The sequence below is a fragment of the Marinomonas maritima genome (genome assembly GCF_024435075.2).
Lineage (GTDB): Bacteria > Pseudomonadota > Gammaproteobacteria > Pseudomonadales > Marinomonadaceae > Marinomonas > Marinomonas maritima.
On sequence record NZ_JAMZEG020000003.1, the window covers coordinates 132,079 to 153,511 of the forward strand.

The window sequence follows — 21,433 nt, forward strand, 5'->3', positions numbered from 1 at the left end:
TTCATACCCTTACAAGAGGAAGTGTCATACTGGCAGTTGTACCAACACCCTCTATACTGTCTATTTCAAATTTTCCATGATGAGCCCTTGCAATAGCCTTAACAACCATCAAGCCCAACCCAGTTCCATGTTGTTTCGTTGTTACAAAACCTTCTTGAACATGTTCTAAATGTTCTTTCGACATTCCCAAACCATGATCTTTAAACATCAGTGTCACATAGCCGTCACTATTGCGCCAATCAAGTCGAACCACTTCCCCTTCCGACTGCGCATCCACGGCATTATTCAACAGATTTAACAATGCTCCCATTAACGTTTCTTTATTACACTGAATACAATCTGTGGCTAAAAAATCCGCTCCCGCCACCTCGAACTGCATGTTTTTTTGCTCACAAATTTCTTCACAGTGATTGGTTAATTCCTTAATAAAAACACTGACACTTACCATTCCATCCAGCTTTATCTCACTACGAGAAAAAATCAGCATATCACGGATTTGTTTTTCAATATTCGCCAAGCGATCTACTAGCTTATTAGCAAAAGTTTGGCCCATAACAGGTGCCAAATCTGGCTTTTGTAAATGTCCTGCATACAGCATTGCAGAAGAAAGTGGTGTTCTAATTTGATGAGCCAATGCCGCCACCATTTTGCCCATATTTGATAAGCGCTCATGATGAGTCAGTTTTGTCTGTAACAAATACGCTTCAGTTTGATCAACCAATATAACCAATTGGCCCGGCACATTTCCTAGTGAGGCGGTCTCTACTCGAACTCTACGCCCCGTCACCATACTTACATCGTGACCATCATTTTTTTGCGGCCGAAAGCTTAGCGGTACAATTTCTCCCCATGACTGACCAACCAATGGCAAATTAAATAAACGGTCGGCAACAGGATTGGCCATCACCACTAAACCTTCTTCATTTAACAGCAACACACCAACAGGCATAGACTCAAACAACTGCTGAAACTGCAGCACTAAGACACGATTTTTATCCTGCTCTTGACGCTTGGCCTGCTCTGATTTTTCCAGTTGATCGTATAATCGAACGACTTCCTGCTGAAGGTCTAAGTAAGACTTTGCCAACACATCAGACGACTCAGAGAAAGCCTTAAAAGCGGTTTTCAACTCCGCTATTTCTTCATCTTTTGTCACTAAAACTCCGATTTATCAATATTATAGCGACGCATTTTTTCAATAAGCGTTGTGCGTTGTATTTGTAGATTTTGCGCAGCTTTAGACACTACACCTTGAGTAGATACTAACGCCTGACGAATAAGAAGCGCTTCGAGATGGCGGATATGTAAATTTAAATTCACACCCGATATCTGAGGAAAGGTATGTAGACGCTTAATGTCTTTCAAAACAGAAGACAGTGTTTGTGAGCGCCAAGGCAAAGGGCAAAGCCAAACGCTATAATCCCCCATAACGTCCATAGTATGACTAAGTGAGATAATAGGAATCATTTCATCCAACTCAAAAGACTGAACCGCCTTTCCCAGCACGACAAAATCGGGTAAATGAAACGCGGTCAATGACGTACTGTGCTCTATTCCTATAAAGGTCAAGATGCTGGAAACACTCGAAACCTCTTCGCCATCTAAACCGCACAACCAAGCTTTCACAACACCACCCCAACCTAAAAGGTAAGCAACTCTTACCACACCCTATTATAATGCGTAGTTACCGCTTACTTTCAAGCATTAACGTAGAATTTTATAATGTAGAACTTACTAGTGCAGACAATATTGCATCAAAGTCTTGTTGTGATTCACTCTCTTCCTGACACCATGACAAAGTACCCAACAAAGGTGCCGGTAACATGGAAGCAAGACTTGCAAGGTTCTCTTCATAACACGGCATTCTTTCTGACGTACTATTGTTCGCAACCCACCCCGCCAATGTTAAGCCGTCTCGCGCAATCGCTTCAGCAGTCAAAATGGCGTGATTCAAACAACCCAGTTTCATATTGACGACGAGAATAACGGGGAAACCTAACGACTTCGCCACGTCGGACAACAGCTCTCTATCATTTAACGGCACTCGCCATCCACCTGCTCCTTCCACAAGAGCGAGCTCATGGGGCGTTAATAACGCGCCTTTTATAAACCCTTCCAAGCGAGAGACGGTGATAAAGCGGCCCTCTTTCATTGCTGCAATATGAGGTGCAATAGCGTCTTCCAATACAACGGGATTCACTTGTTCATAAGGCAAACTAACACTACTCGCCTTTTGGATACGCAACGCATCATCATTACGTAAGCTTCCTTCTATTCGATCAGCACCCGCCGCAATCGGCTTAAGACCAAGCGATTTTAAGCCTACTCGCCTTGCAGCTTCAAGCAAACCTACCGTGACGTAAGTTTTACCTGCATCGGTATCGATACCGGTTACAAAAAAACGTTTTCTCACACCTTACTCCTGAATGAAAATGGGCTTTTGAGCCACAACAAAAGCCACTTGATAGCTCAATGGAATCCCTAAATCACCGCGTTGTTTTTCATACTCGTTCAAAAAATGTTTCCATTTACTCGGCGGTAAAGCATTACTCACGTCAGAAGAAATTAAACTTGCGCCTACTTTTTTCAATGAATAAATAGCACCCTCTGGTGAATCAAACCACATAGATACATCAGAGCAATCGGAAGATAAAACATTAAAACGCCCCGCCTTAACACAATCAAACAACGACTCAGCGGCCATATACTGATGCACATGCTTTTTATCATCCAACCCTAACCAAGCTTGGCTAATTTCTGGCATAGACCCCTCTAGTAACGTTGAAAAAACCACGTACCCGCCAGGCTTAGTGACACGATACAGCTCGTTAAATAGATCTTTCGGCGTTAAACACCACTGCATAGCAAGACTCGAAAAAACCAGATCAAAAGACGCCTGTTGAAAAGGCAACTGCTCAGCATCAGCACAAACATAATGGGCGTTTTGCAAAGAAGAGTATTGTGCGCTGGCCACGGCCAACATCTGTTGAGACAAATCCAGTGCAACACAACACGTTGGGGTTAATTTTTCAGACAAGACTCCCAGCGCTTGACCGGTTCCCGTACCAAGATCAAGAACCGCATCCGCCATGCTTAACGGCAGCATAGTCAAAAGTCGCTCTAATACAATTTTCTGAAATTCAGCATAAGAATCATAGGAAAGAGAAGCTCGATCAAAACGTTTCGCTAGCTGCCGCTTGTAGTCAAGCGCAGGGAGAGGGATATCACGTGTTATTAGCATCGATAAAGTTTTCTATGTGACGCACACAAGCCTCTTCCTCTTCAAGAAAAGGCTGGTGTGCACAATTTGACAACACAACACATTGCTGCAAAGGATTTACATCAGTTTGTTGTTCCAAGGTTTTACTAGAAACCAACGCATCCTTACCACCTAAAAGGTGTAAATTAGGCACATCCAAAAGGGACCACTCACGACGAACATCAAGAGATTTCAACAACCTAAGCCCGCCAATCAGAGCCACACGATTTAATGTTTTCATCGGTAAAAAGGATTGTAACTGCTTGACCAAGGCTCGTTCATTCTTCGCCCCTTTTGCCTGCAACATAACAAATCTCTGAAGCCCTTGTTCTGGCGATTGATCAACGAATTCAGCAAACGCATCAAAATCTTCAATCGCCATACCATGCGACCATTCTTCTCTTTTGATAAAGCTAGGAGAGGCAGCTAACGTGATCAAACCAAGAACCTGACTAGAGCGACGCGCCGCCACATAAGTAGACACCATGCCGCCAAGCGACCAGCCAATCCACCAAGCCTCTTTAGGTGCAACTTCGATCAGTTGTTCTGATAAAGCATCGATATCGTAATTAGGCCCAATGCGAGAACGAGAAATCCATTGCTCATCAAGAGAAATACCGGGTAAATTCGCCAGCACAACATAAAAGCGCTGACTCAGACGCGAAGCAAAAGCATGCATAACGTCTTTTGGCATTGCCCAACCAGATACCATAAAAATGGCTTGATTAGACGAGTCTCCAAAAGCTTCTGTTTCAATACGTGCTCGCATGCTGTCCCTCTATTATTTGGCGATTAAAACGTGTTCGAGTGAGTCGCATAATAACACTAAATCCGAGTCAGAGTGGGCCGCACTTAAGGTAATTCTTAAACGGGCGCTGCCTACTGGAACAGTTGGAGGTCGAATCGCTGTACACCAGATACCTAGTGACTTTAGCTGCTCACTAATTTGAAGCGAGGTCTTGCTGTCACCAATAAGAATCGGCTGAATCGCGGTCTCTGACGCCATTAAGGCAACCGGTAACGACTGCATTCGTTGACGAAAATACGCAACATGCCGAGCCAATTTTTCGCGTCTTTCTTGACCTTCTGATGATTGAATGATGCGCAAAGACGCTAACGTTGCTCCCGCTATAGCGGGCGACATCGCCGTTGTATAAATATAAGGACGCGCAAATTGCGTTAAATAATCCGCATACTCATGTGACGTCGCCACAAAAGCCCCTGCCGTTCCGAAAGCTTTGCCAAACGTTCCAACCAATAGAGGCAGCTGCTCAGCATCCAAACCCGCCAACGACAAACACCCCCGCCCATCTTCACCAAGACACCCTAAGCCATGAGCATCATCGACCATAAACATCCAATCATGCTTGATAGCCAAGTTAGATAACTCCGACAAAGGCGCTATATCACCATCCATGCTGAATACACCATCCGTAATGAGTAATCCGGTGTCAGTCGATCTAGATAATAACTTTTCAGCACTCGCCACATCTTTATGCAAATAACGACGCAGTGGCGCTTGCGCCAATAACGCACCATCGATTAACGAAGCATGATTGAGTTTATCTTGAATAACAGGCCGACCTTTACCAGCTAGCGCCGATATCACCCCGAGGTTCGCCATATAACCCGTACTAAACAGCATCACTCGCTCGTAACCAAGCCAGTCTGCGAGGGCATCTTCAAGTTGCTGGTGAGGCGCTAGATGGCCACACACCAAATGCGACGAGCCACCACCGACACCATACTTCTGAGCGGTATCGTGCAACGCTTTAATCAACGCAGGATGATTTGCCAAACCAAGGTAATCATTAGAACAAAAAGCGGCGTAATCTTGAGTATTGATTTTAGCATGAGGAATTTGAGGACCGTCCAGCGTCACCGTTCGACGCATCAAATTCTGTTGTCGGCGCTCTTCAAGCGCAGACAACATCCAATCCGGCGACTTAGGCACTGGCTTCATAAAACAATTTGGATTCTTCCTGCTTCACTGCTTGAGCCACAATAGCATCAGCAACCGCCTCATCTGAATGCTCTTCGCGTTTTTCAGGATTAATACCCAAATTTGCGAACAAGGCCATGTCTTTATCGGCCTCAGGGTTGCCTGTCGTTAATAATTTTTCACCGTAGAAAATTGAGTTCGCACCCGCTATAAAACACAAGGCCTGAGTCTGTTCATTCATTCCATGGCGACCCGCCGATAAGCGAACATGGGATTTTGGCATAATAATTCGCGCTACAGCGATTGTCCGAATAAATTCGAAGGTATCAAGATCATCAACACTTTCCATCGGTGTTCCTTCTACTTTCACCAACATATTGATAGGAACACTCTCAGGATGAGGAGACATAAGAGAAAGTTGACGCAAAAGACCCACTCGGTCTTTTTGCTCTTCGCCCATCCCCATAATGCCACCACAGCAAAGCTTAATGCCTGACGTTCGCACTCTCGATAACGTATCCAAACGATCTTGGTAAGTTCTTGTCGTAATAATACTGTCGTAAAACTCTGCAGATGTGTCTAGGTTGTGATTGTAATAATCCAAACCCACTTCCGATAAGCGCTTCGCCTGATCATCATTTAACGAGCCCAATGTAACGCAAGACTCCAACCCTAAAGATTTCACTCCCTTGATCATTTCAAGTACATAAGGAAAATCTTTTTCGGAAGGGTGCTTCCACGCCGCCCCCATACAAAAGCGGCTTGCGCCCTTTTCTTTCGCCAAAGCAGCCTCTTCCAGTACCTTTTGCACTTCCATTAATTTTTCTTTCTTAAGCTCAGTATTATAATGACCACTTTGCGGACAATATTTACAATCTTCAGGACAAGCCCCGGTTTTGATCGACAAAAGAGTACTGACTTGCACTTCGTTTGGTGCGAAGTTTTCCCTATGAACGGTCTGAGCGCGAAATATCAAATCCATAAATGGCAGATCAAAAAGCGCCTTTACTTCGGCGTGAGTCCAGTCAAAACGCGGCTTACTGGTAGTTGCTACAGATGTACTTAAAGACATAGTATCCTCGGTCAAAGAAATTCAATGGAGCAATACTAATGGACTGGAAAAAACTGTCAACTACAAAAATATACGAAGTTTACAGAAGGTTATTTTTAACTCGATGCTACCTCTGCAACGGCAAATGCGAGAATACACTTTGCCTTCCCTGCCAAGAAGGGCTTTCACTCAACACAAACAGCTGCCATCACTGCAAACGCCCTACACACACAATCAGTAACCTATGTGGACAATGCCAAACACTGCCGCCACCTTATCATTTTTGTATCGCCCCCTATCGATTTGAAGGCATCGTAAAAACGCTCATCCATAACATCAAGTTCAACCAAGGAAACCATTACATTCGGCCACTAACCTACCTATTGAGCAACCATTTAATCAGAACATACTCATCCGGCAACTGGCCAGAACAACTACTTTATGTGCCCAGCCACCCAAACCGAATCAAAGAACGCGGATTTTGCCAAACAAGAGCGATGTCCAACCACTTAATTAAAAGCCTACAGCAGCACATCGGAAAAGAATGCCCAGCTTTACCCAAATACAACCCGATACAGAAAACTAAACACACTAAAGCTCAGCATTCTTTAAGTCGAAAAGAGCGCCTAAAAAGCCCTCAAAACAGCTATAAAGTGGACACTCCAATTGCAAAGCATGTTGCTCTATTTGATGATGTCATGACAACGGGAAGCACAGTAGAAAATTGCGCAAAACTACTGTTAAAAGCGGGAGCTGAGCGCGTCGACGTATGGGTTATTGCCAGAACGCCCGACAAAGAACACTAGTCGCCAACCACAACAACGACCTAGCCATTACCCATATCATTGTTTAGTATGCACGCAACAAAGTAATGGCCAACATCATGAAAACACAACAAGAATACCTAGATTTAGACAAGCAGCTTCTGTGGCATCCGTACACCTCAATGAGCAAACCCAGTCCGCATTTTCTTGTCGAAAGTGCTTCAGGCTGTGAGATAACACTCAACGACGGACGCATTCTCATCGACGGAATGTCTTCTTGGTGGAGCGTGATTCACGGCTACAACCATCCGGCAATAAATAGCGCCATCCAGCATCAACTCGCCCAATTTTCTCATGTCATGTTTGGTGGGCTCACACACAAACCCGCCATAGAACTTGCCGAAAAGCTCATTGCCATTACGCCAGATAATCTGCAACGCGTCTTTCTCTCGGATTCAGGCTCCGTTTCCGTTGAAGTCGCGCTTAAAATGGCCATCCAATACTGGAATACTCAAGGCAAACCAGATAAGCAGTTCTTCGTTTCCCCAAAAAGTGGCTATCACGGCGATACCTTTGCCGCTATGTCTGTATGCGATCCAGACAATGGCATGCATAACCTATTCAGTGCCGCACTCACTCAACAGCTTTTTGTCTCACCACCGCCAACGGGTTTTCATGAACCAATAAAGACAGAATATCTAGACGAGATTCGAAAAGTATTACAAAAAAATCACCAACGCCTTGCAGGCTTTATCATTGAACCTGTTGTACAAAACGCAGGAGGAATGCGTTTCTATAACCCAGAATACCTTAACCAAATAAGAGTACTTTGCGACGAATTCGACATTCTTTTAATTTTTGATGAAATCGCTACAGGTTTTGGCCGCACTGGAAAGCTCTTTGCCACAGATCACACCAACATCTGCCCAGACATCATGTGTGTCGGTAAAGCACTCACTGGCGGCTACATGACACTAGCGGCTACATTGACCAATAATAAGGTTGCTCTTGGAATAAGCGCTAATGACGGCGTATTTATGCACGGCCCTACGTTCATGGGAAACCCTCTCGCTTGCGCAGCCGCAAACGCCAGTTTATTGTTATTAAGTGAGTACAATATCCCTGAAAAAATCACTCAATTAGAAACGTGGATGAGAGAAGCACTAGCGCCTTGCACACACCTTAAACAAGTGAAAGGGGTACGATGCCTTGGCGGAATAGGCGTTGTAGAGTTAAATAATGCCGTCAATTTACATGAAATACAGCCTAAATTCGTTGAACTTGGCGTATGGGTTCGCCCCTTTGGTAAGCTAATTTACCTAATGCCACCTTACGTTATCAGCAAGGAGCAAATCCAAACACTTGGTAGCGCTATTTATCACGTCATAAGTGAAAACCCTTGTTAACCTTACGCTCAAAACACAAAAAGGCCCTTTGAAAAATCACTCTCAAAGGGCCTTAATAATCTATTACAGAAACATAAAAACTACTGCTTCATACGCTCAGCAAGATTGCCTTGCTCGTAGGCTTCTTCTTCAATATGGCTGATATTTATCACAATGTTTTCTGCTCGCTCGATACTATTAATACTAAGAGCATCTACTTCTCGCATTTTTTCATTAAGGTCACGAGCTACGCTGGCCTGTTCTTCTGAAGACACATTAATCTGAGCCGTCATTTTGACAATTTGTTTAATAGCAGACTCAATATCACCCATTTTTTGAGCGACTTTATTAACGCTATCCACACCTTCTTGCGCAACCATCGTGCCTTTATCGATGGTATTCGTCACATCTGCCGTATTTTTCTTTAATTCTTCCGTCATGCTGTGAATACTTTGCGTCGCATTTTGCGTTCGGATTGCCAGCGCTCGAACTTCATCGGCGACCACCGCAAAGCCTCGTCCAGCTTCACCTGCACGGGCAGACTCAATCGCTGCATTTAAAGCAAGCAAGTTTGTCTGCTCTGCAATACCACTGATGGAATTAACCACTTCGTTGATGCTATCACTGCGCTCTGCCAGTATGGCTACCACTTTTTTCGCATCAGAAATATCTTGATAAACCTGACGCATCGTTTCGCCAGTTTGCTGAGCCAATAAACGACTTTCTCTAGAAACCACACCTACAGACTCCGTCGCCTCAACGGCTACATGAACATTTTCCGCCACCAGCGTGACACTAGAAAGCAATTGAGAGCTGGCAGCGACCACTTCCTGAAACGTATTACGTTGCTTATTAAAGTTAGCAAGATTCGTCGACACACTCGCTTTCGCTTCGGACGCTCTGTGTTGAAGCTGCTGCGCCCCTTCTTTTAAGCGATAGCGAAACGTGTTGCCTGCGGCTTCTTGATGAATCTTCGCAAATTTAATTGCAGCTTTAGTACCGACGGTTTTACAGTACAAATACTGCCCTATTGTATTGTGTGCTTCAGGTGACAAGCCAGATACAACAGCATTCAATGACTTACTCTGCTGATACGCTAAACAACACCCAAATAACGCCAAAATAGGACCAGCCACCTGTAACATCAATGTATTAGATAGCAATCCGATCAAAGCCAATAACATGAAGCAAGACATCAAAGGCCAAGCAGCATTGTCTAAATAGGCAATCGCTTTAGTAGACGCAGGCACCAAATTCTTACCAGAGTTAATCCGACCGTAGACAGACTGAGCATGCGAAATTTCATCTCGGGTCGCTTTACGGCGAACAGACTCATAACCAATTACCTTACGACCATCTAATAACGGACTGACATGAGCACTCACCCAATAGTGATCACCATTTTCACAACGGTTCTTCACTAACCCCATCCAACTCTTGCCCTGTTTGAGATCAGCCCACATGTTAGCAAAGACAGCAGAAGGCACATCAGGGTGACGAATAATGTTATGTGGCGCCCCAATCAACGCTTCACGCTCGTAACCCGCTACATCGCAAAAAGCATCATTAACAAATGTAATGCGTCCTTTCACATCTGTACTAGACACCAAAGAAGAACCTTCTGGGAAATCAATCTCTTTATTTGTTACTGGCATTTTGCGCATAGAAAACTCTCAATTCCATATTAGTTATTTTTATAACGCTTTTCGCTGTTTGTTATCATTTGTAAATACTACAAAATACACCATACAGGCCCTATTCGTCATCAAAATCTCGATAAGCATCGGGTGCCAAATCTTCAAAGCGGGTATATTTACCAACAAACGCTAAGCGACAAGTACCTATTGGGCCATTACGCTGCTTACCAATAATAATTTCTGCGATACCTTTATGTGGTGTGTCCTCGTGATACACCTCATCTCGATAAACAAACGATATTACATCAGCATCCTGCTCGATCGCTCCTGATTCACGCAAATCCGAGTTTACGGGGCGTTTATTAGGACGATTCTCCAGACTACGGTTTAGCTGAGAAAGCGCCACTACAGGACACTCCATTTCTTTGGCTAACGCCTTGAGCGAGCGAGAAATTTCAGAAATTTCATTAGTCCGACCTTCCGTAAAGCCTGGAATTTGCATCAACTGAAGATAATCGACCATGATCATAGCAACACCACCATGTTCACGCGCAATTCGACGCACCCGAGAACGCATCTCGGTCGGGCTAATACCACCAGTATCATCAATAAATAGCTTACGATCTTTAAGCATCTTCACAGCAGACATTAACTTATCCCAGTCCTCTTGAACCAATTGACCAGATCGCATACGCGTCTGATCAATTCGACCAAGTGAGGACAACATACGCATCATCAACTGCTCTGAAGGCATCTCCAAACTAAATACAATGACCGGCTTATCACTGATCATGGTGGCATTTTCCACCAAATTCATCGCAAAGGTCGTTTTACCCATGGAAGGACGACCCGCTACGATAATCAAATCCGATTTTTGCATGCCCGCCGTCATGGCGTCTAAATCAGTAAAACCGGTACTCAAACCAGTAATCGCACCTTCTTGATGGTAAAGCTCATCTATCTTATCAACCGTTGCACTAAGAATATCAGAAACAATTCTAGGGCCGCCTTTCTTTTCTCCGCCTTCTGCAATTTGAAAAATTTTCCTTTCCGCTTCATCCAATACTTCAGCCGCCGTCATACCTTCTGGATGAAACGCTCGGGCAGAAATATCGTTAGTCGTTGAAATAAGGCGACGCAAAATCGAGCGTTCGCGAACTATGTCCGCATAAGAACCAATATTAGAGGAGCTCGGAGTGGCTTCAGCGACTTCAATCAAATACGCCATGCCACCAATGGATTCTAAGTCACCACGCTTATCGAGACGTTCACCAATGGTTACAACATCAATAGGCTCAGATTCATCCGCTAGGCGAGCAATGACAGTGAAAATGAGCTTATGCTCCGGCCGATAAAAATCATCCGCTATTACCAGCTCAGATACTTTCTCCCAAGCTTCTGGGTCAAGCATCAAGCCGCCAACAACAGAACGCTCAGCCTCAATAGAATACGGTGGTAATTTTATAGAAGCGACTTCAGAATCATTTAGTTGCACGCAAAACACCCATACAAAAACGGTAAAAACACAGAAATATTAGCTTATCACGCCCATAAAAAAAGGGCATCTTGCAATAAACAAGATGCCCTTTTTTAAACAAGTAATTTGCAAAACAAATTACTCTGCGATTACCGCCAAAGTAACAGTAACAATAACTTCAGAATGAAGCTGAATGTCTACTTCGAAAGAACCAGTGTGACGAATCGCGCCTTCAGGAAGACGGATTTCAGCTTTTTCTACTGCTACTTGCGTAGAGATAGCGTCAGCGATATCACGAGTACCGATTGAACCGAAAAGCTTACCTTCATCACCAGCATTTGCAGCGATAGTGAAAGTTTTGCCTTCTAGTGTTTGAGCACGAGCTTCTGCTTCTGCTTTACGCTCAGCAGCTTTCGCTTCAAGTTCAACACGACGCTCTTCAAAGCTAGCCAAGTTAGCTTTAGTCGCCATTACAGCTTTTTTGTTCGGAATCAAAAAGTTACGAGCATAGCCTGGTTTAACGACGGCAACGTCACCAATTCCACCTAGCTTGTTTACTTTGTCGAGTAGAATAACTTCCATCTCGATCACCTCTAATTAATCATTAGTCATCACTTGAGTTGGACGCTTTACCTTGGATTCTAGAACGAATATTCACAAAACTATCAATCACACAAAGTGCGACTAGAACGTTTGCAAAATAGACATTCAGAACAAAAAATCCCACAAGATAAAATGCAATCAGTCCAACAATCCCAATTTCTTTTTTTGCTAAAACACCATGCACTAAAGCAAGCCCCGGCAACACTAAAGCAGGAATAGCCGCTTGAGATAGAACAATAAAGGATCCGCCTAAGCTCTCACCTATTAAAATCATCCCACCCAACACTAAACTAAACGCTACCGGCAATCTTAACTGATGAAACTCAGTACGCAATCCGCCTGGGTTGTAGAGTCCTGACTGCCATTTTCTTGCCAAAAACAAAGAAATAACAGCGATCACCACTTGGAAGATGGACACTGCCATCACCGCCTGGCTAAAAATTAAATTTCTATCAGGGGCTTCAACACCTTCAGAGACCAAAACTTTCTGAACCAAGGCCACAGCCAAATTCAAAATATCAGTCATCAAAAGAGGCTGAAGCTGCGTACTAATAACGGCTAAAATACTACCCGCTAATAACACCCAACTCCATGACATTGTCGACCTAAGTAAATAGCTCAACAGCACCACATCAACTAACACCATAAGTGCCGTTGCATCACCTTGAATCATCCACAACACAAGTGCTGGAAGACAACCCCAAACTAATACAGGTATTCCTTCTTTTACACCTTTGCGAAGCACCACCAATCCTAAGATTGCGGCGGCCAGCCAAAACATCATAGGTATAAGACCAAACACCATCACACCTATTATGGCATTCAGACGTTTTTTCATTACCCATTTAGCTAAACCGCTCATAAAAGCACTTCTTCCAACCTATTAATTAAAATGGCTATCAGTGTAAGGAAGTAAAGCAATATAGCGAGCGCGTTTAATCGCAGTCGCTAGCTGACGCTGGTAACGAGCCTTAGTGCCAGTAATACGGCTAGGTACGATTTTGCCAGTTTCAGTAACATAACCTTTTAGTGTTTCTAGATCTTTATAATCGATCTGTTTAACGCCTTCTGCTGTAAAACGGCAGAATTTACGACGACGAAAAAAACGAGCCATGAGTGTCTCCTAATAAAAATATTGATTAATCTTCAGATTCTTCAGCTACTTCGTCAGTGTTTTCGTGGCTGCGCTCTTCACGTTGAGGAGCTGGGCGACGATCTTCACGACCTTCAGAAGCTTTAATAGGAGATACGTCAGTAACCGCATCTTTACAACGAATCACCAAGTTACGGATGATTGCATCGTTGTAGCGGAAAGTGTCGTTTAGTTCAGACAAAACACTATCAGAACACTCAACGTTCATAAGAACATAGTGTGCTTTGTGAATTTTGTTTATTGGGTAAGCCAATTGACGACGGCCCCAATCTTCTAGACGGTGAACTTGACCACCATCTTCTGTGATTAGGTTCGTGTAACGCTCAACCATTGCTGGTACTTGTTCACTTTGATCTGGGTGAACCAGAAAGACGATTTCATAATGACGCATTTAAGCTCTCCTTATGGGTTCTAGTCTCCACGCTTCCCCTGTTATGAAGCCTTGAGACAAGGAGTATAGATTTACAGGGACGCGCATTATATAGCACTAGTGCGCAATAAGTAAACGTTAATCACCCCCCCATAGGAAAAGCATTGTTTGTAGTCTCTTTCGTACACTATACCGATACGAATGAAGCCTTTTATTGGAAAAAACATTGATATTTAATAGATTGTTTTACAGTTGAGATTGAAGACCATAGAATCATGGTGATTTTCCTAAAACATGGTTATTGGTATGATAAAGAAAGCGTCACTAGCATTACTGTTACTTGCCCCTTTCTCGGCTCAGGCTGACAACAGCTTAGGCATTATAGGGACGCAATCAGAATCCCTTTATAAAGACACAGCCTCTAAATCAAGAGCCTTACCAAACCTCTCCTACACTGGCGAACGCTTCTATTTTCGTCTACCGGAAATAGGCTATTATTTATTACCTAAAACCCCCGCACAAAGCCTTGCCGTTGGATTATCTTACGAAAGGACGGGGTTTGACCCAGGCGATTCTGACGACGCTAATATAAGATTACTCGATGATAGAGACGACAGCATCATGGCCTTTGCCTCTTATCAAATAGGCCCCATTACCACAAAATTAGCACAGGACGTCAGTGGTAAACACGATGGCTTTTACGCACAAATTTCGGTCGGTTACCCACTTATTGTTGCTGCCTGGAAAATCATTCCGTCCATCACTTATCGCTATATGGACAGTAAAATGAGCAACCATCTGTTTGGCGTTTCACAAAGTGAATCAGTAAAAACGGGCGGCGCGATTGCAGCCTATGATTCACCCTCAGTTTCTCGTATTACCTATGGGGTGAGAGGCATCTACCCATTAACTCAAAGCGTCAATCTCATGCTAGGCGTCAACCAAACCCAATACCACAATGCTATTTTAAAAAGCCCTATTATCGAAGACAATACCGTCACTTCTGTATTAGCAGGCATTGTGCTTTCTTTTTAACACTTACCAGTTAAAGACTTCGAATAATCAGCAGGCATGCCTCTTTAAAACCATGGAGCGGGATCTCATGAATAAATTTTCAAAAAATACTCAGGCAATGATATTCGGTTTAGGTGCGGTATTACTTTGGTCCACCGTTGCGACGGCATTTTCAATATCACTAAAGCATTTATCTCCGACGCAGCTTTTGCTTATCGCAAACCTAGTTTCTCTGGTTTTTCTGGTTTCTCTACTCACCCTTAAAGGAGAGTTAACACAGTTACTTTCTTACGCTAGACAGTCCTGGAAATCCTCTCTTTTTTTTGGCGCCATTAACCCTTTTCTCTATTACTTAATATTGCTTCAAGCCTATAACACGCTACCAGCTCAGGAAGCTCAAGCCATTAACTATACCTGGGCCATTATGTTGAGCTTTATGGCCGTTCCTATTCTTAAACAACGTTTGAAAATGGCAGACTACATTGCAGCAGGTGCTTGTTACTTTGGAGTACTCTACATTTCCACTCGTGGTCAAATTGGCTCCCTGGAATTTTCTAATGTGACAGGCGTTGCTTTTGCACTATTGAGTACCGTTATCTGGGCGTTTTATTGGCTGCTAAATACAAAAGATAAACGCCCAAGTTTAATCGGATTAACATTGAATTTCACCTTCGCTTTACCGCTTATCATTGTATTTTCAGCGGTAACAGGTGAATTAAGCCATTGGGATACAGGCGGATTATGGGGCGCTGTTTACATAGGACTATTTGAAATGGGGCTTAGCTTTGTCTTATGGAATAAGGCGTTAAAGCTGACATCGAACGCGAGTCAAGTCGCCAACTTAATTTTCCTTGCACCGTTATTATCCATTGTTTGGCTATCTCAGTTTGCAGGTGAACCTATTTTAAACTCAACACTAGTTGGGTTAGCCTGCATTCTAGTTGGCCTGTTTATACAAAACTGGGCCAAAAGAACAAAACAACAAAAAATATAAAGGGACAGACAATGCCAGCGTTTATCTATTTATTACTCCCTATTTTTTTCTGGTCAGGCAACTACACTTTAGGTCGTCTAACCGTTTCAGATGGTATTGATCCTTTTTCGATTTCTTTCTTACGCTGGAGCCTAGCTTGCCTAATAATCCTACCTTTTGCTTATAAAAAACTGTGGCGAGAACGACAAATTATTGTAAGAAATTGGCCCTTACTCGTTCTTTTTGGCTGGCTTGGCATCTGTAATTACAATTTATTTTTGTATATTGGTCTGACGTCGACCACCGTCACAAACGCCGTACTGTTAAATTCAATCATGCCCGTTATGATTCTCATTACCGCTCGTTTACTGCTTGGGAACAAAACGTCTTGGCTACAGAATACTGGCATAATAATTTCTACTGTAGGCGCTGTCGCCATCGTGAGTCGAGGCAACCTAGATACTTTTTTACACCTCAGCATTTCACATGGGGATTTATGGATCATTGCCGCCGCTATCAGCTGGGCCATTTATTCAGTGATGATTGTCAGACGACCACAAGAAATGTCATTGATCGGTTTTTTTGCCTGTACCGCATTGATCGGCACCCTCTGTCAGGCACCGCTATTCTTTCTTTTTGGTGACAGTCAGCTCAGCAGCTTCACCACAGAAAATTGGCTAAGCATTCTTTACATGAGTGTATTCGCTTCAATTGGCGCTTTCTTATGCTGGAACACAGGAATACAAAAGCTCGGTGCCGCAACAGCAGGACATTTCATCCACCTTCTCCCCGTATTCAGCATAGGGTTGTCCGTACTATTTTTAGGAGAAAGTTTGTTCCGCTTTCACTATGTTGGTATCGCGCTTATTTTCTCAGGTATCTTTGTTGCAACAGTATTAAATAAAAGACTAAAGCCTGTGACCTAACCCAGCTTTTTCGCCATTCGAGTACTGATCAAGATGCTTGAAAAGATAAACAACATTCCTAGAATGGCAAATATATCCGGTACATGCCCCCAAACCACCAACCCCCAGAAACCACTAAACACAACACCAATATAGCTCACTGGAGACACAATACTCGCTGGCGCATAAGTGTAAGCCTTGTTGTAAAGGTACATACCAACGTAAAGCGTAATCGACACAACAGCAACGAGAGGCAAAACCTCAATCGGCAGGAACAAAGAATCCCCTTGGATAAACACCAACGGAAGTGACAGCAGGGTCGACACTAGGAAATACACAAATAAGGTTTCCTGACCTGACACATGATGAGACAGCATTCGCGTTGTCACCATGGACAGTGCTAAGCCAATAGCCGATAAAAAACCGATTAAGTGCCAAGGATTCAAGTGACTGGGCGTAGGCTGAATGACAAAAGCGACACCAATAAAGCCAATAACGAGAGGCAACCATCTAGCCCTAGGAATCTTAGTACGATGCAACATAAGAACAACAAATGGCACACACAATGGCGCACAAGTGCGTAACAAAGAAGCCTCAATTAAGGGGATATGATTCAGCGCCCAGTAATAAAAGAGAAAACCAACAAAACCACCGAAACTGCGTAAAAAATGAATTTTCCAGACAGACAAAGACCGTTTCTGCCAACGCCCACGCATTTGTGGTAACAGAATCAAGACACAAAATAAGCTTTGCCAAAAAACCAAAGTAGACACAGCAATCATCGTCTGAGCCTGCTTCGCGGCCAATGCGGTAACTGACATAACGAATGCATAAGCAATCGTCATAATAATACCTTTCTTTAATAGCTCATTTTCATCTAACACTAGAGGCTCGTTCTATATAAGCGAAGCAGAGAGGAAATTTAACTCAATCATTCATGTTACACCAATATTGCCAGTAACAAGCTCGAAACATAATTGAGGGGAAGGGTAAAACCCGTATCATTTACAATTTCAGGAAAGAAAAAATTAAAAATAATTTAAAGTTAATATCAAAAAAAGGTTTTATAAATACGCTGTGATTTTTTTGTAATTTCCACGGCATTAATGATTAAAACTCAGAAGAAATATTTATTACACATAATCAAGTCTCAAGAGAGCCTTTAAAAAAACTAAAATTAATTATTTAATCAAACTTAATTTTATAATATTCTATCAATTTTTTTAATTGCTGATCATTCCCTCCATTTTTCACATTTATTTGTGCCAACCCTATATTTCTGTAACTCTTTAATGCATGACCACCATCTGAATGCTCTGTTTTCTTACATCGAGTATCGCTTTTAATTGCCATTACTTTAAGCCATAAATCATCAGCATTTGGACTTAATTTTTGAAATATATCAATTTTTGTAGCGTCGAGATGCAAAGATTTCGGTGGGTATATTATACCTCCACACCCTGTCAACATTATATTATGGGAACTTGTATCATCATCAACATCATAATCCCACTGTCTGTATGGTTTCGGTAAATTAGCTCCATAAAAAGTCATTCTATGACCTCTATGGCCAATTATCATTTTTGGGAAGCGTTTCTGTTCTTTCACTAAGATATCTATCATATTGTTAGCATATAGAACATCATCATCTATAGTTATAATATAAGAATCAGGAAAAAATATTAATGTTGGAACTATTTTTTTATAAGATTTTATATTAGCAAAAAACCTAACTTCGAGGCCTCTATTGATTTGCCTTTTTAATATACTTGGAATAGTTTCAATTGAAAACTCATCTTCATCTAGCCAAAGTATTATTTTATCAGGCCTAATCGACTGCTGGGCAATGGACTCTATAGCTAAATGTACTTCATGAATTTTTTTTGAAAAAGTTGTTAAGCTTACAATTACAGGGCTACCAAGTTGACATTCGTCTGTGGTTAAAGGCCTATCTGAGTTTAACGCCATATATTGCAGCTGCTCTATTTTTACCTCTGTTCTTATAAGTGAATTAATGTCTCTCATATTACGTATAATCAACTTTCTTTGTTTTATTTTTTTGACTATTTTAGATATCATTTCAAACCTATTCTTCATAAACCTTATAGTATAAATAACTTAATAAATATCATGAGAAAATTCGTCAATAGAAAAAATCACTCATTTATAAAATCAAGAGACATCAGAGTAATTATTAATCCAGTCAAGCTCATTTTATTACTAAAAAACCAACCAATGATGCAGTAAGTTTTAATTTTTTGGCAATAAAAAATACCTGGTAGATCATTAACGAAAATCATTATCACTCTAACCCTAAAATTTCGATAAGTAGCAAGTAGGTATTTCAGTTCTCTCACTTATCGTATTTTTTTACAGAACTGAGCACACATCAGCTAATTAAATATTATATACCTTCCCTATCATTATAGGATTTTGTTCTTTCTCACTTTTTCACACCAGAGTCTATTCTTGAATTAAGCCCCTTAGCTAAAGCACCTCATCCACAGATTGATTAAAAATTTCTACAACTTTCTAATCATATCAAAGTCGATAATTTAGTCCACTAAAGCCTAGGGAACATGCGATCAAGTCGAACGGTGAGAAGCACCAAGATAAGCGGAAAAAAGCGGGGGGGCATTATCTTGATCCAATACAGAGACCGGCTCATGAGCCACAACTCGCCCCCCGTCAATTAAAATAACACGCCCACCAACAAGGCTCGCTTCACGAGGTAAATGAGACACCAGCAACGTGGTTAAACCAAGCTCTTGAGTGACATCGTTGACTAAATAAAGCATTTCTTCACGCAACGCAGGATCCAAGGCACTAAAAGGTTCATCTAATAACAAAATGGGCTTTTTGCGCACTAGCGCCCGAGCAATTGCAACTCGCTGAGCTTGACCTCCAGATAAAGCCTGTGGAAAACGCCCTTTTTTATCAACAAGCTGTGTTTTTCCTAATGCCCAATCCACTTTTTCTTGCTGTTCAATATTTAAAAATAAGGAAGGCGATAAGCCAATCGCGACGTTTTGCCAAACCGTCAATTGTGGAAACAGGTTATCGCTCTGAAATAATGTAGAAATAGGCCTTTCATAGACAGGTAAGGCCAGTAGTGAATCACCTTTAAAGCTCAGCTCTCCACTCCCTTCTAGAAAGCCGCCCAATAAATGTAAAAGCGTACTTTTCCCTTCGCCGCTGCCTCCTAACAAAGTCGTCATACCAGGCGCGATATCAACCTGATAATCCGCATGAAATGCCTCCCAGTTGTATTGAAGATTAATGGTTAACAAGCGACCTACCTCCAGCCATTTTTCCACTGTCTGCCTTTCCACCAATGAAGCGAGATGAGCAATAAAATAAAATCAAACAAAGGGAAATCAACACCACAGCAACACAAGCACCTTCTTCTAGACGATAAGAACCAATTAATTGAAAAAGATACAAAGGCAATGACACCAGTCCCTGACTGCCAAATAATGCGATCACGCCCATATCACCAAGAGATAGCAAAAGAGCGTAACCAAATGCTTGCGCCATACTAGCGCGAATCAAAGACCATTCTAGACACCACCGTGACCAAGACCGAATCCCCAAACTCAAATACAAATTACGAAAACGCCGTTCCTGTTGATACAACACAGGCATTAGCGCGCGCAATACAAAAGGCAGCGCCATCACAGCGTTCACCCAAACTACGATCCAATAACTAGATTGAAAACCCCAATCTAAATCACGTAACCACAAAAACAATCCTGTCGCGATAACCAACCCAGGCACCATTAAAATCATATTACCAAGGTGTTCAAGTTTACTCGGTAACACTCTTAAATAGTGTCGCGCCATGCAAAAACGCGCCAGCACAACGAAGCACACACCTAATAACAAGCTTATTATCGCGGCAGGCAAGGCTATCTTCAAAGAAACCAACACCGCCTGCCACAAACCAGATGACAACAAAGTCGTTAAAAATAAAGGAGAAAAAATCGGATCGAAGATGGCTAAAAAAGGCGGAATAACCAGGACCAACACACACAATAATGCTATGCAGTCTGCACCTTTCGCCAAAAAAGTATCTTTCACCGGATAACTTTTTACCGCTAACACACTGGCATCTTGTTGATTAATAGGTGCAATACGGTAAACAACCACCGCAAACAAAGTACAAATACTTACCTGTAACAAGGATAGAAAACTCGCTTTATTCAAATCAAAATCAAATCTTAACGCCTGATAAATAGCCACTTCTAAGGTACTAGACTTAGGACCACCGCCCAAACTTAACACCACGGCAAAGCTGGAAAAGCACAGCATAAAGATCAGTACAAACGCACCCGGCAGTACTTTTTTCATATAATGCCATTCGATCAAACGAAATGCCGACCAGCGAGAAAAACCTAACTGAGAAGCTTGGCGCCACTGACCGGAGGGAATCAAACCATAGCCTTGTAGCAGCAAACGCACCGCCAAAGGCATATTAAAAAACACATGGGCCAATAAAATACCCACCAACCCATACAAAGGAATTTGCACGCCAAACAATTGGCTCAACCATCCGGTACGACCGTAAACCACCACCAAACCTAAAATAGCCACAATGGTCGGTACCACCATAGACACAGCAAAAAGCTGCAACAAAATGGCTCGACCACGAAACTGGCGATGAATAAGACAAGAAGCAACAGGAATAGCAATCAACAGACTAATACCACTGCTCAGCAAGGCCTGCCACAAAGAAAAACGTACCACACGCCACAAGTAGGGGTCATATAAATACTCAGACCAACTACTGATGTCACTATAACGTAAAAGAGCCGCCAAACTGGCCGCTCCCATGAATAAGAAAAAACCCACTCCCAGTAACGCCGGTAGTAGGCCTTTAACAGCGCTAAAAAAAAGCAAT

22 protein-coding genes are annotated in these 21,433 nt (G+C 42.5%); 5 read left to right on the top strand and 17 right to left on the bottom strand.

Going from position 1 to position 21,433, the window contains the following annotated elements; genetic code table 11:
- Position 1 precedes the first annotated feature (1 nt).
- The 7 genes from M3I01_RS12715 to bioB all read right to left on the bottom strand — a co-directional run bounded on the left by M3I01_RS12715 (position 2) and on the right by bioB (position 6,273).
- Positions 2-1,156 (bottom strand): sensor histidine kinase, encoded by a 1,155-nt coding sequence (locus M3I01_RS12715; protein WP_255896254.1) that lies wholly within the window; start codon positions 1,154-1,156, stop codon positions 2-4.
- On the bottom strand, positions 1,156-1,626 hold the full coding sequence (locus M3I01_RS12720; protein WP_255896255.1) for a helix-turn-helix domain-containing protein: 471 nt from the start codon (positions 1,624-1,626) through the stop codon (positions 1,156-1,158). Before M3I01_RS12720 ends, M3I01_RS12715 begins: the two co-directional genes overlap by 1 nt.
- 91 nt (positions 1,627-1,717) lie before the next feature.
- Positions 1,718-2,413: a dethiobiotin synthase gene (gene bioD, locus M3I01_RS12725; protein ID WP_255896256.1), complete on the bottom strand. Its 696-nt coding sequence runs from the start codon at positions 2,411-2,413 to the stop codon at positions 1,718-1,720.
- Positions 2,414-2,416: 3 nt separating this feature from the next.
- The gene (gene bioC, locus M3I01_RS12730; RefSeq protein ID WP_255896257.1) at positions 2,417-3,241 is read right to left on the bottom strand and encodes a malonyl-ACP O-methyltransferase BioC; all 825 of its coding nucleotides are present in this window, start codon (positions 3,239-3,241) and stop codon (positions 2,417-2,419) included.
- Complete coding sequence (locus M3I01_RS12735; RefSeq protein ID WP_255896258.1) at positions 3,225-4,028, bottom strand: alpha/beta fold hydrolase; 804 nt, start codon at positions 4,026-4,028, stop codon at positions 3,225-3,227. Before M3I01_RS12735 ends, bioC begins: the two co-directional genes overlap by 17 nt.
- Before the next feature lie 12 nt (positions 4,029-4,040).
- Positions 4,041-5,222, bottom strand: a complete 1,182-nt coding sequence (gene bioF / locus M3I01_RS12740; protein ID WP_255896259.1) for an 8-amino-7-oxononanoate synthase — start codon at positions 5,220-5,222, stop codon at positions 4,041-4,043.
- Positions 5,206-6,273: a biotin synthase BioB gene (bioB, locus tag M3I01_RS12745; protein WP_275565108.1), complete on the bottom strand. Its 1,068-nt coding sequence runs from the start codon at positions 6,271-6,273 to the stop codon at positions 5,206-5,208. The genes bioF and bioB overlap by 17 nt, the downstream gene beginning before the upstream one ends.
- A 38-nt stretch (positions 6,274-6,311) precedes the next feature.
- On the opposite strand from bioB, the gene M3I01_RS12750 reads away from it, so the two are divergent.
- Together M3I01_RS12750 and bioA are read left to right on the top strand one after the other, a co-directional pair.
- Complete coding sequence (locus M3I01_RS12750; protein ID WP_255896261.1) at positions 6,312-7,058, top strand: ComF family protein; 747 nt, start codon at positions 6,312-6,314, stop codon at positions 7,056-7,058.
- Between the two features lie 77 nt (positions 7,059-7,135).
- Positions 7,136-8,422, top strand: coding sequence for an adenosylmethionine--8-amino-7-oxononanoate transaminase (gene bioA / locus M3I01_RS12755; protein WP_255896262.1), 1,287 nt, complete (start codon positions 7,136-7,138; stop codon positions 8,420-8,422).
- 80 nt (positions 8,423-8,502) lie between these two features.
- On the opposite strand, the gene M3I01_RS12760 is transcribed toward bioA, so the two are convergent.
- From M3I01_RS12760 to rpsF, 6 genes are all read right to left on the bottom strand, one after another.
- Positions 8,503-10,065 (bottom strand): methyl-accepting chemotaxis protein, encoded by a 1,563-nt coding sequence (locus M3I01_RS12760; RefSeq protein ID WP_255896263.1) that lies wholly within the window; start codon positions 10,063-10,065, stop codon positions 8,503-8,505.
- Positions 10,066-10,156: 91 nt separating this feature from the next.
- Positions 10,157-11,533, bottom strand: coding sequence for a replicative DNA helicase (gene dnaB / locus M3I01_RS12765; protein ID WP_112140602.1), 1,377 nt, complete (start codon positions 11,531-11,533; stop codon positions 10,157-10,159).
- A gap of 120 nt (positions 11,534-11,653) precedes the next feature.
- Positions 11,654-12,097, bottom strand: coding sequence for a 50S ribosomal protein L9 (gene rplI / locus M3I01_RS12770; protein WP_255896264.1), 444 nt, complete (start codon positions 12,095-12,097; stop codon positions 11,654-11,656).
- Positions 12,098-12,119: 22 nt separating this feature from the next.
- On the bottom strand, positions 12,120-12,980 hold the full coding sequence (locus tag M3I01_RS12775; RefSeq protein ID WP_255896265.1) for a hypothetical protein: 861 nt from the start codon (positions 12,978-12,980) through the stop codon (positions 12,120-12,122).
- A gap of 21 nt (positions 12,981-13,001) precedes the next feature.
- On the bottom strand, positions 13,002-13,232 hold the full coding sequence (gene rpsR, locus M3I01_RS12780; RefSeq protein WP_036161308.1) for a 30S ribosomal protein S18: 231 nt from the start codon (positions 13,230-13,232) through the stop codon (positions 13,002-13,004).
- A 25-nt stretch (positions 13,233-13,257) separates the two neighbouring features.
- Entirely contained in the window at positions 13,258-13,662 is a 405-nt protein-coding gene (gene rpsF / locus M3I01_RS12785) for a 30S ribosomal protein S6 (RefSeq protein WP_112140606.1), read from the bottom strand.
- Positions 13,663-13,947: 285 nt separating this feature from the next.
- On the opposite strand from rpsF, the gene M3I01_RS12790 reads away from it, so the two are divergent.
- From M3I01_RS12790 to M3I01_RS12800, 3 genes are all read left to right on the top strand, one after another.
- Positions 13,948-14,676, top strand: coding sequence for a MipA/OmpV family protein (locus M3I01_RS12790; protein WP_255896266.1), 729 nt, complete (start codon positions 13,948-13,950; stop codon positions 14,674-14,676).
- 67 nt (positions 14,677-14,743) lie between these two features.
- Positions 14,744-15,649 carry a DMT family transporter gene (locus tag M3I01_RS12795; RefSeq protein WP_255896267.1) on the top strand — a complete coding sequence of 302 codons (906 nt, stop codon included), beginning with the start codon at positions 14,744-14,746 and terminating at the stop codon, positions 15,647-15,649.
- A gap of 11 nt (positions 15,650-15,660) precedes the next feature.
- Complete coding sequence (locus M3I01_RS12800; protein WP_255896268.1) at positions 15,661-16,554, top strand: DMT family transporter; 894 nt, start codon at positions 15,661-15,663, stop codon at positions 16,552-16,554.
- On the opposite strand, the gene M3I01_RS12805 is transcribed toward M3I01_RS12800, so the two are convergent.
- The 4 genes from M3I01_RS12805 to thiP all read right to left on the bottom strand — a co-directional run bounded on the left by M3I01_RS12805 (position 16,551) and on the right by thiP (position 21,432).
- A complete protein-coding gene (locus M3I01_RS12805; RefSeq protein WP_255896270.1) occupies positions 16,551-17,417 on the bottom strand; it encodes a DMT family transporter in 867 nt (288 codons plus the stop codon). The genes M3I01_RS12800 and M3I01_RS12805 overlap by 4 nt on opposite strands.
- Positions 17,418-17,718: 301 nt before the next feature.
- Complete coding sequence (locus tag M3I01_RS12810; RefSeq protein WP_255896271.1) at positions 17,719-18,612, bottom strand: hypothetical protein; 894 nt, start codon at positions 18,610-18,612, stop codon at positions 17,719-17,721.
- Between the two features lie 506 nt (positions 18,613-19,118).
- Positions 19,119-19,850 (bottom strand): thiamine ABC transporter ATP-binding protein, encoded by a 732-nt coding sequence (locus M3I01_RS12815; protein ID WP_255896272.1) that lies wholly within the window; start codon positions 19,848-19,850, stop codon positions 19,119-19,121.
- Positions 19,810-21,432 (bottom strand): thiamine/thiamine pyrophosphate ABC transporter permease, encoded by a 1,623-nt coding sequence (gene thiP / locus M3I01_RS12820; protein WP_275565109.1) that lies wholly within the window; start codon positions 21,430-21,432, stop codon positions 19,810-19,812. Before thiP ends, M3I01_RS12815 begins: the two co-directional genes overlap by 41 nt.
- Position 21,433: the final 1 nt, after the last annotated feature.

Bases quoted from the DNA above. Each gene is read 5' to 3' on its own strand.
- bioC (WP_255896257.1), bottom strand. From the start codon at position 3,241: ATGCTAATAACACGTGATATCCCTCTCCCTGCGCTTGACTACAAGCGG.
- M3I01_RS12735 (WP_255896258.1), bottom strand. From the start codon at position 4,028: ATGCGAGCACGTATTGAAACAGAAGCTTTTGGAGACTCGTCTAATCAA.
- bioF (WP_255896259.1), bottom strand. From the start codon at position 5,222: ATGAAGCCAGTGCCTAAGTCGCCGGATTGGATGTTGTCTGCGCTTGAA.
- bioB (WP_275565108.1), bottom strand. From the start codon at position 6,273: ATGTCTTTAAGTACATCTGTAGCAACTACCAGTAAGCCGCGTTTTGAC.
- M3I01_RS12750 (WP_255896261.1), top strand. From the start codon at position 6,312: ATGGACTGGAAAAAACTGTCAACTACAAAAATATACGAAGTTTACAGA.
- bioA (WP_255896262.1), top strand. From the start codon at position 7,136: ATGAAAACACAACAAGAATACCTAGATTTAGACAAGCAGCTTCTGTGG.
- M3I01_RS12760 (WP_255896263.1), bottom strand. From the start codon at position 10,065: ATGCGCAAAATGCCAGTAACAAATAAAGAGATTGATTTCCCAGAAGGT.
- rplI (WP_255896264.1), bottom strand. From the start codon at position 12,097: ATGGAAGTTATTCTACTCGACAAAGTAAACAAGCTAGGTGGAATTGGT.
- M3I01_RS12775 (WP_255896265.1), bottom strand. From the start codon at position 12,980: ATGAGCGGTTTAGCTAAATGGGTAATGAAAAAACGTCTGAATGCCATA.
- rpsR (WP_036161308.1), bottom strand. From the start codon at position 13,232: ATGGCTCGTTTTTTTCGTCGTCGTAAATTCTGCCGTTTTACAGCAGAA.
- rpsF (WP_112140606.1), bottom strand. From the start codon at position 13,662: ATGCGTCATTATGAAATCGTCTTTCTGGTTCACCCAGATCAAAGTGAA.
- M3I01_RS12790 (WP_255896266.1), top strand. From the start codon at position 13,948: ATGATAAAGAAAGCGTCACTAGCATTACTGTTACTTGCCCCTTTCTCG.
- M3I01_RS12795 (WP_255896267.1), top strand. From the start codon at position 14,744: ATGAATAAATTTTCAAAAAATACTCAGGCAATGATATTCGGTTTAGGT.
- M3I01_RS12800 (WP_255896268.1), top strand. From the start codon at position 15,661: ATGCCAGCGTTTATCTATTTATTACTCCCTATTTTTTTCTGGTCAGGC.
- M3I01_RS12810 (WP_255896271.1), bottom strand. From the start codon at position 18,612: ATGATATCTAAAATAGTCAAAAAAATAAAACAAAGAAAGTTGATTATA.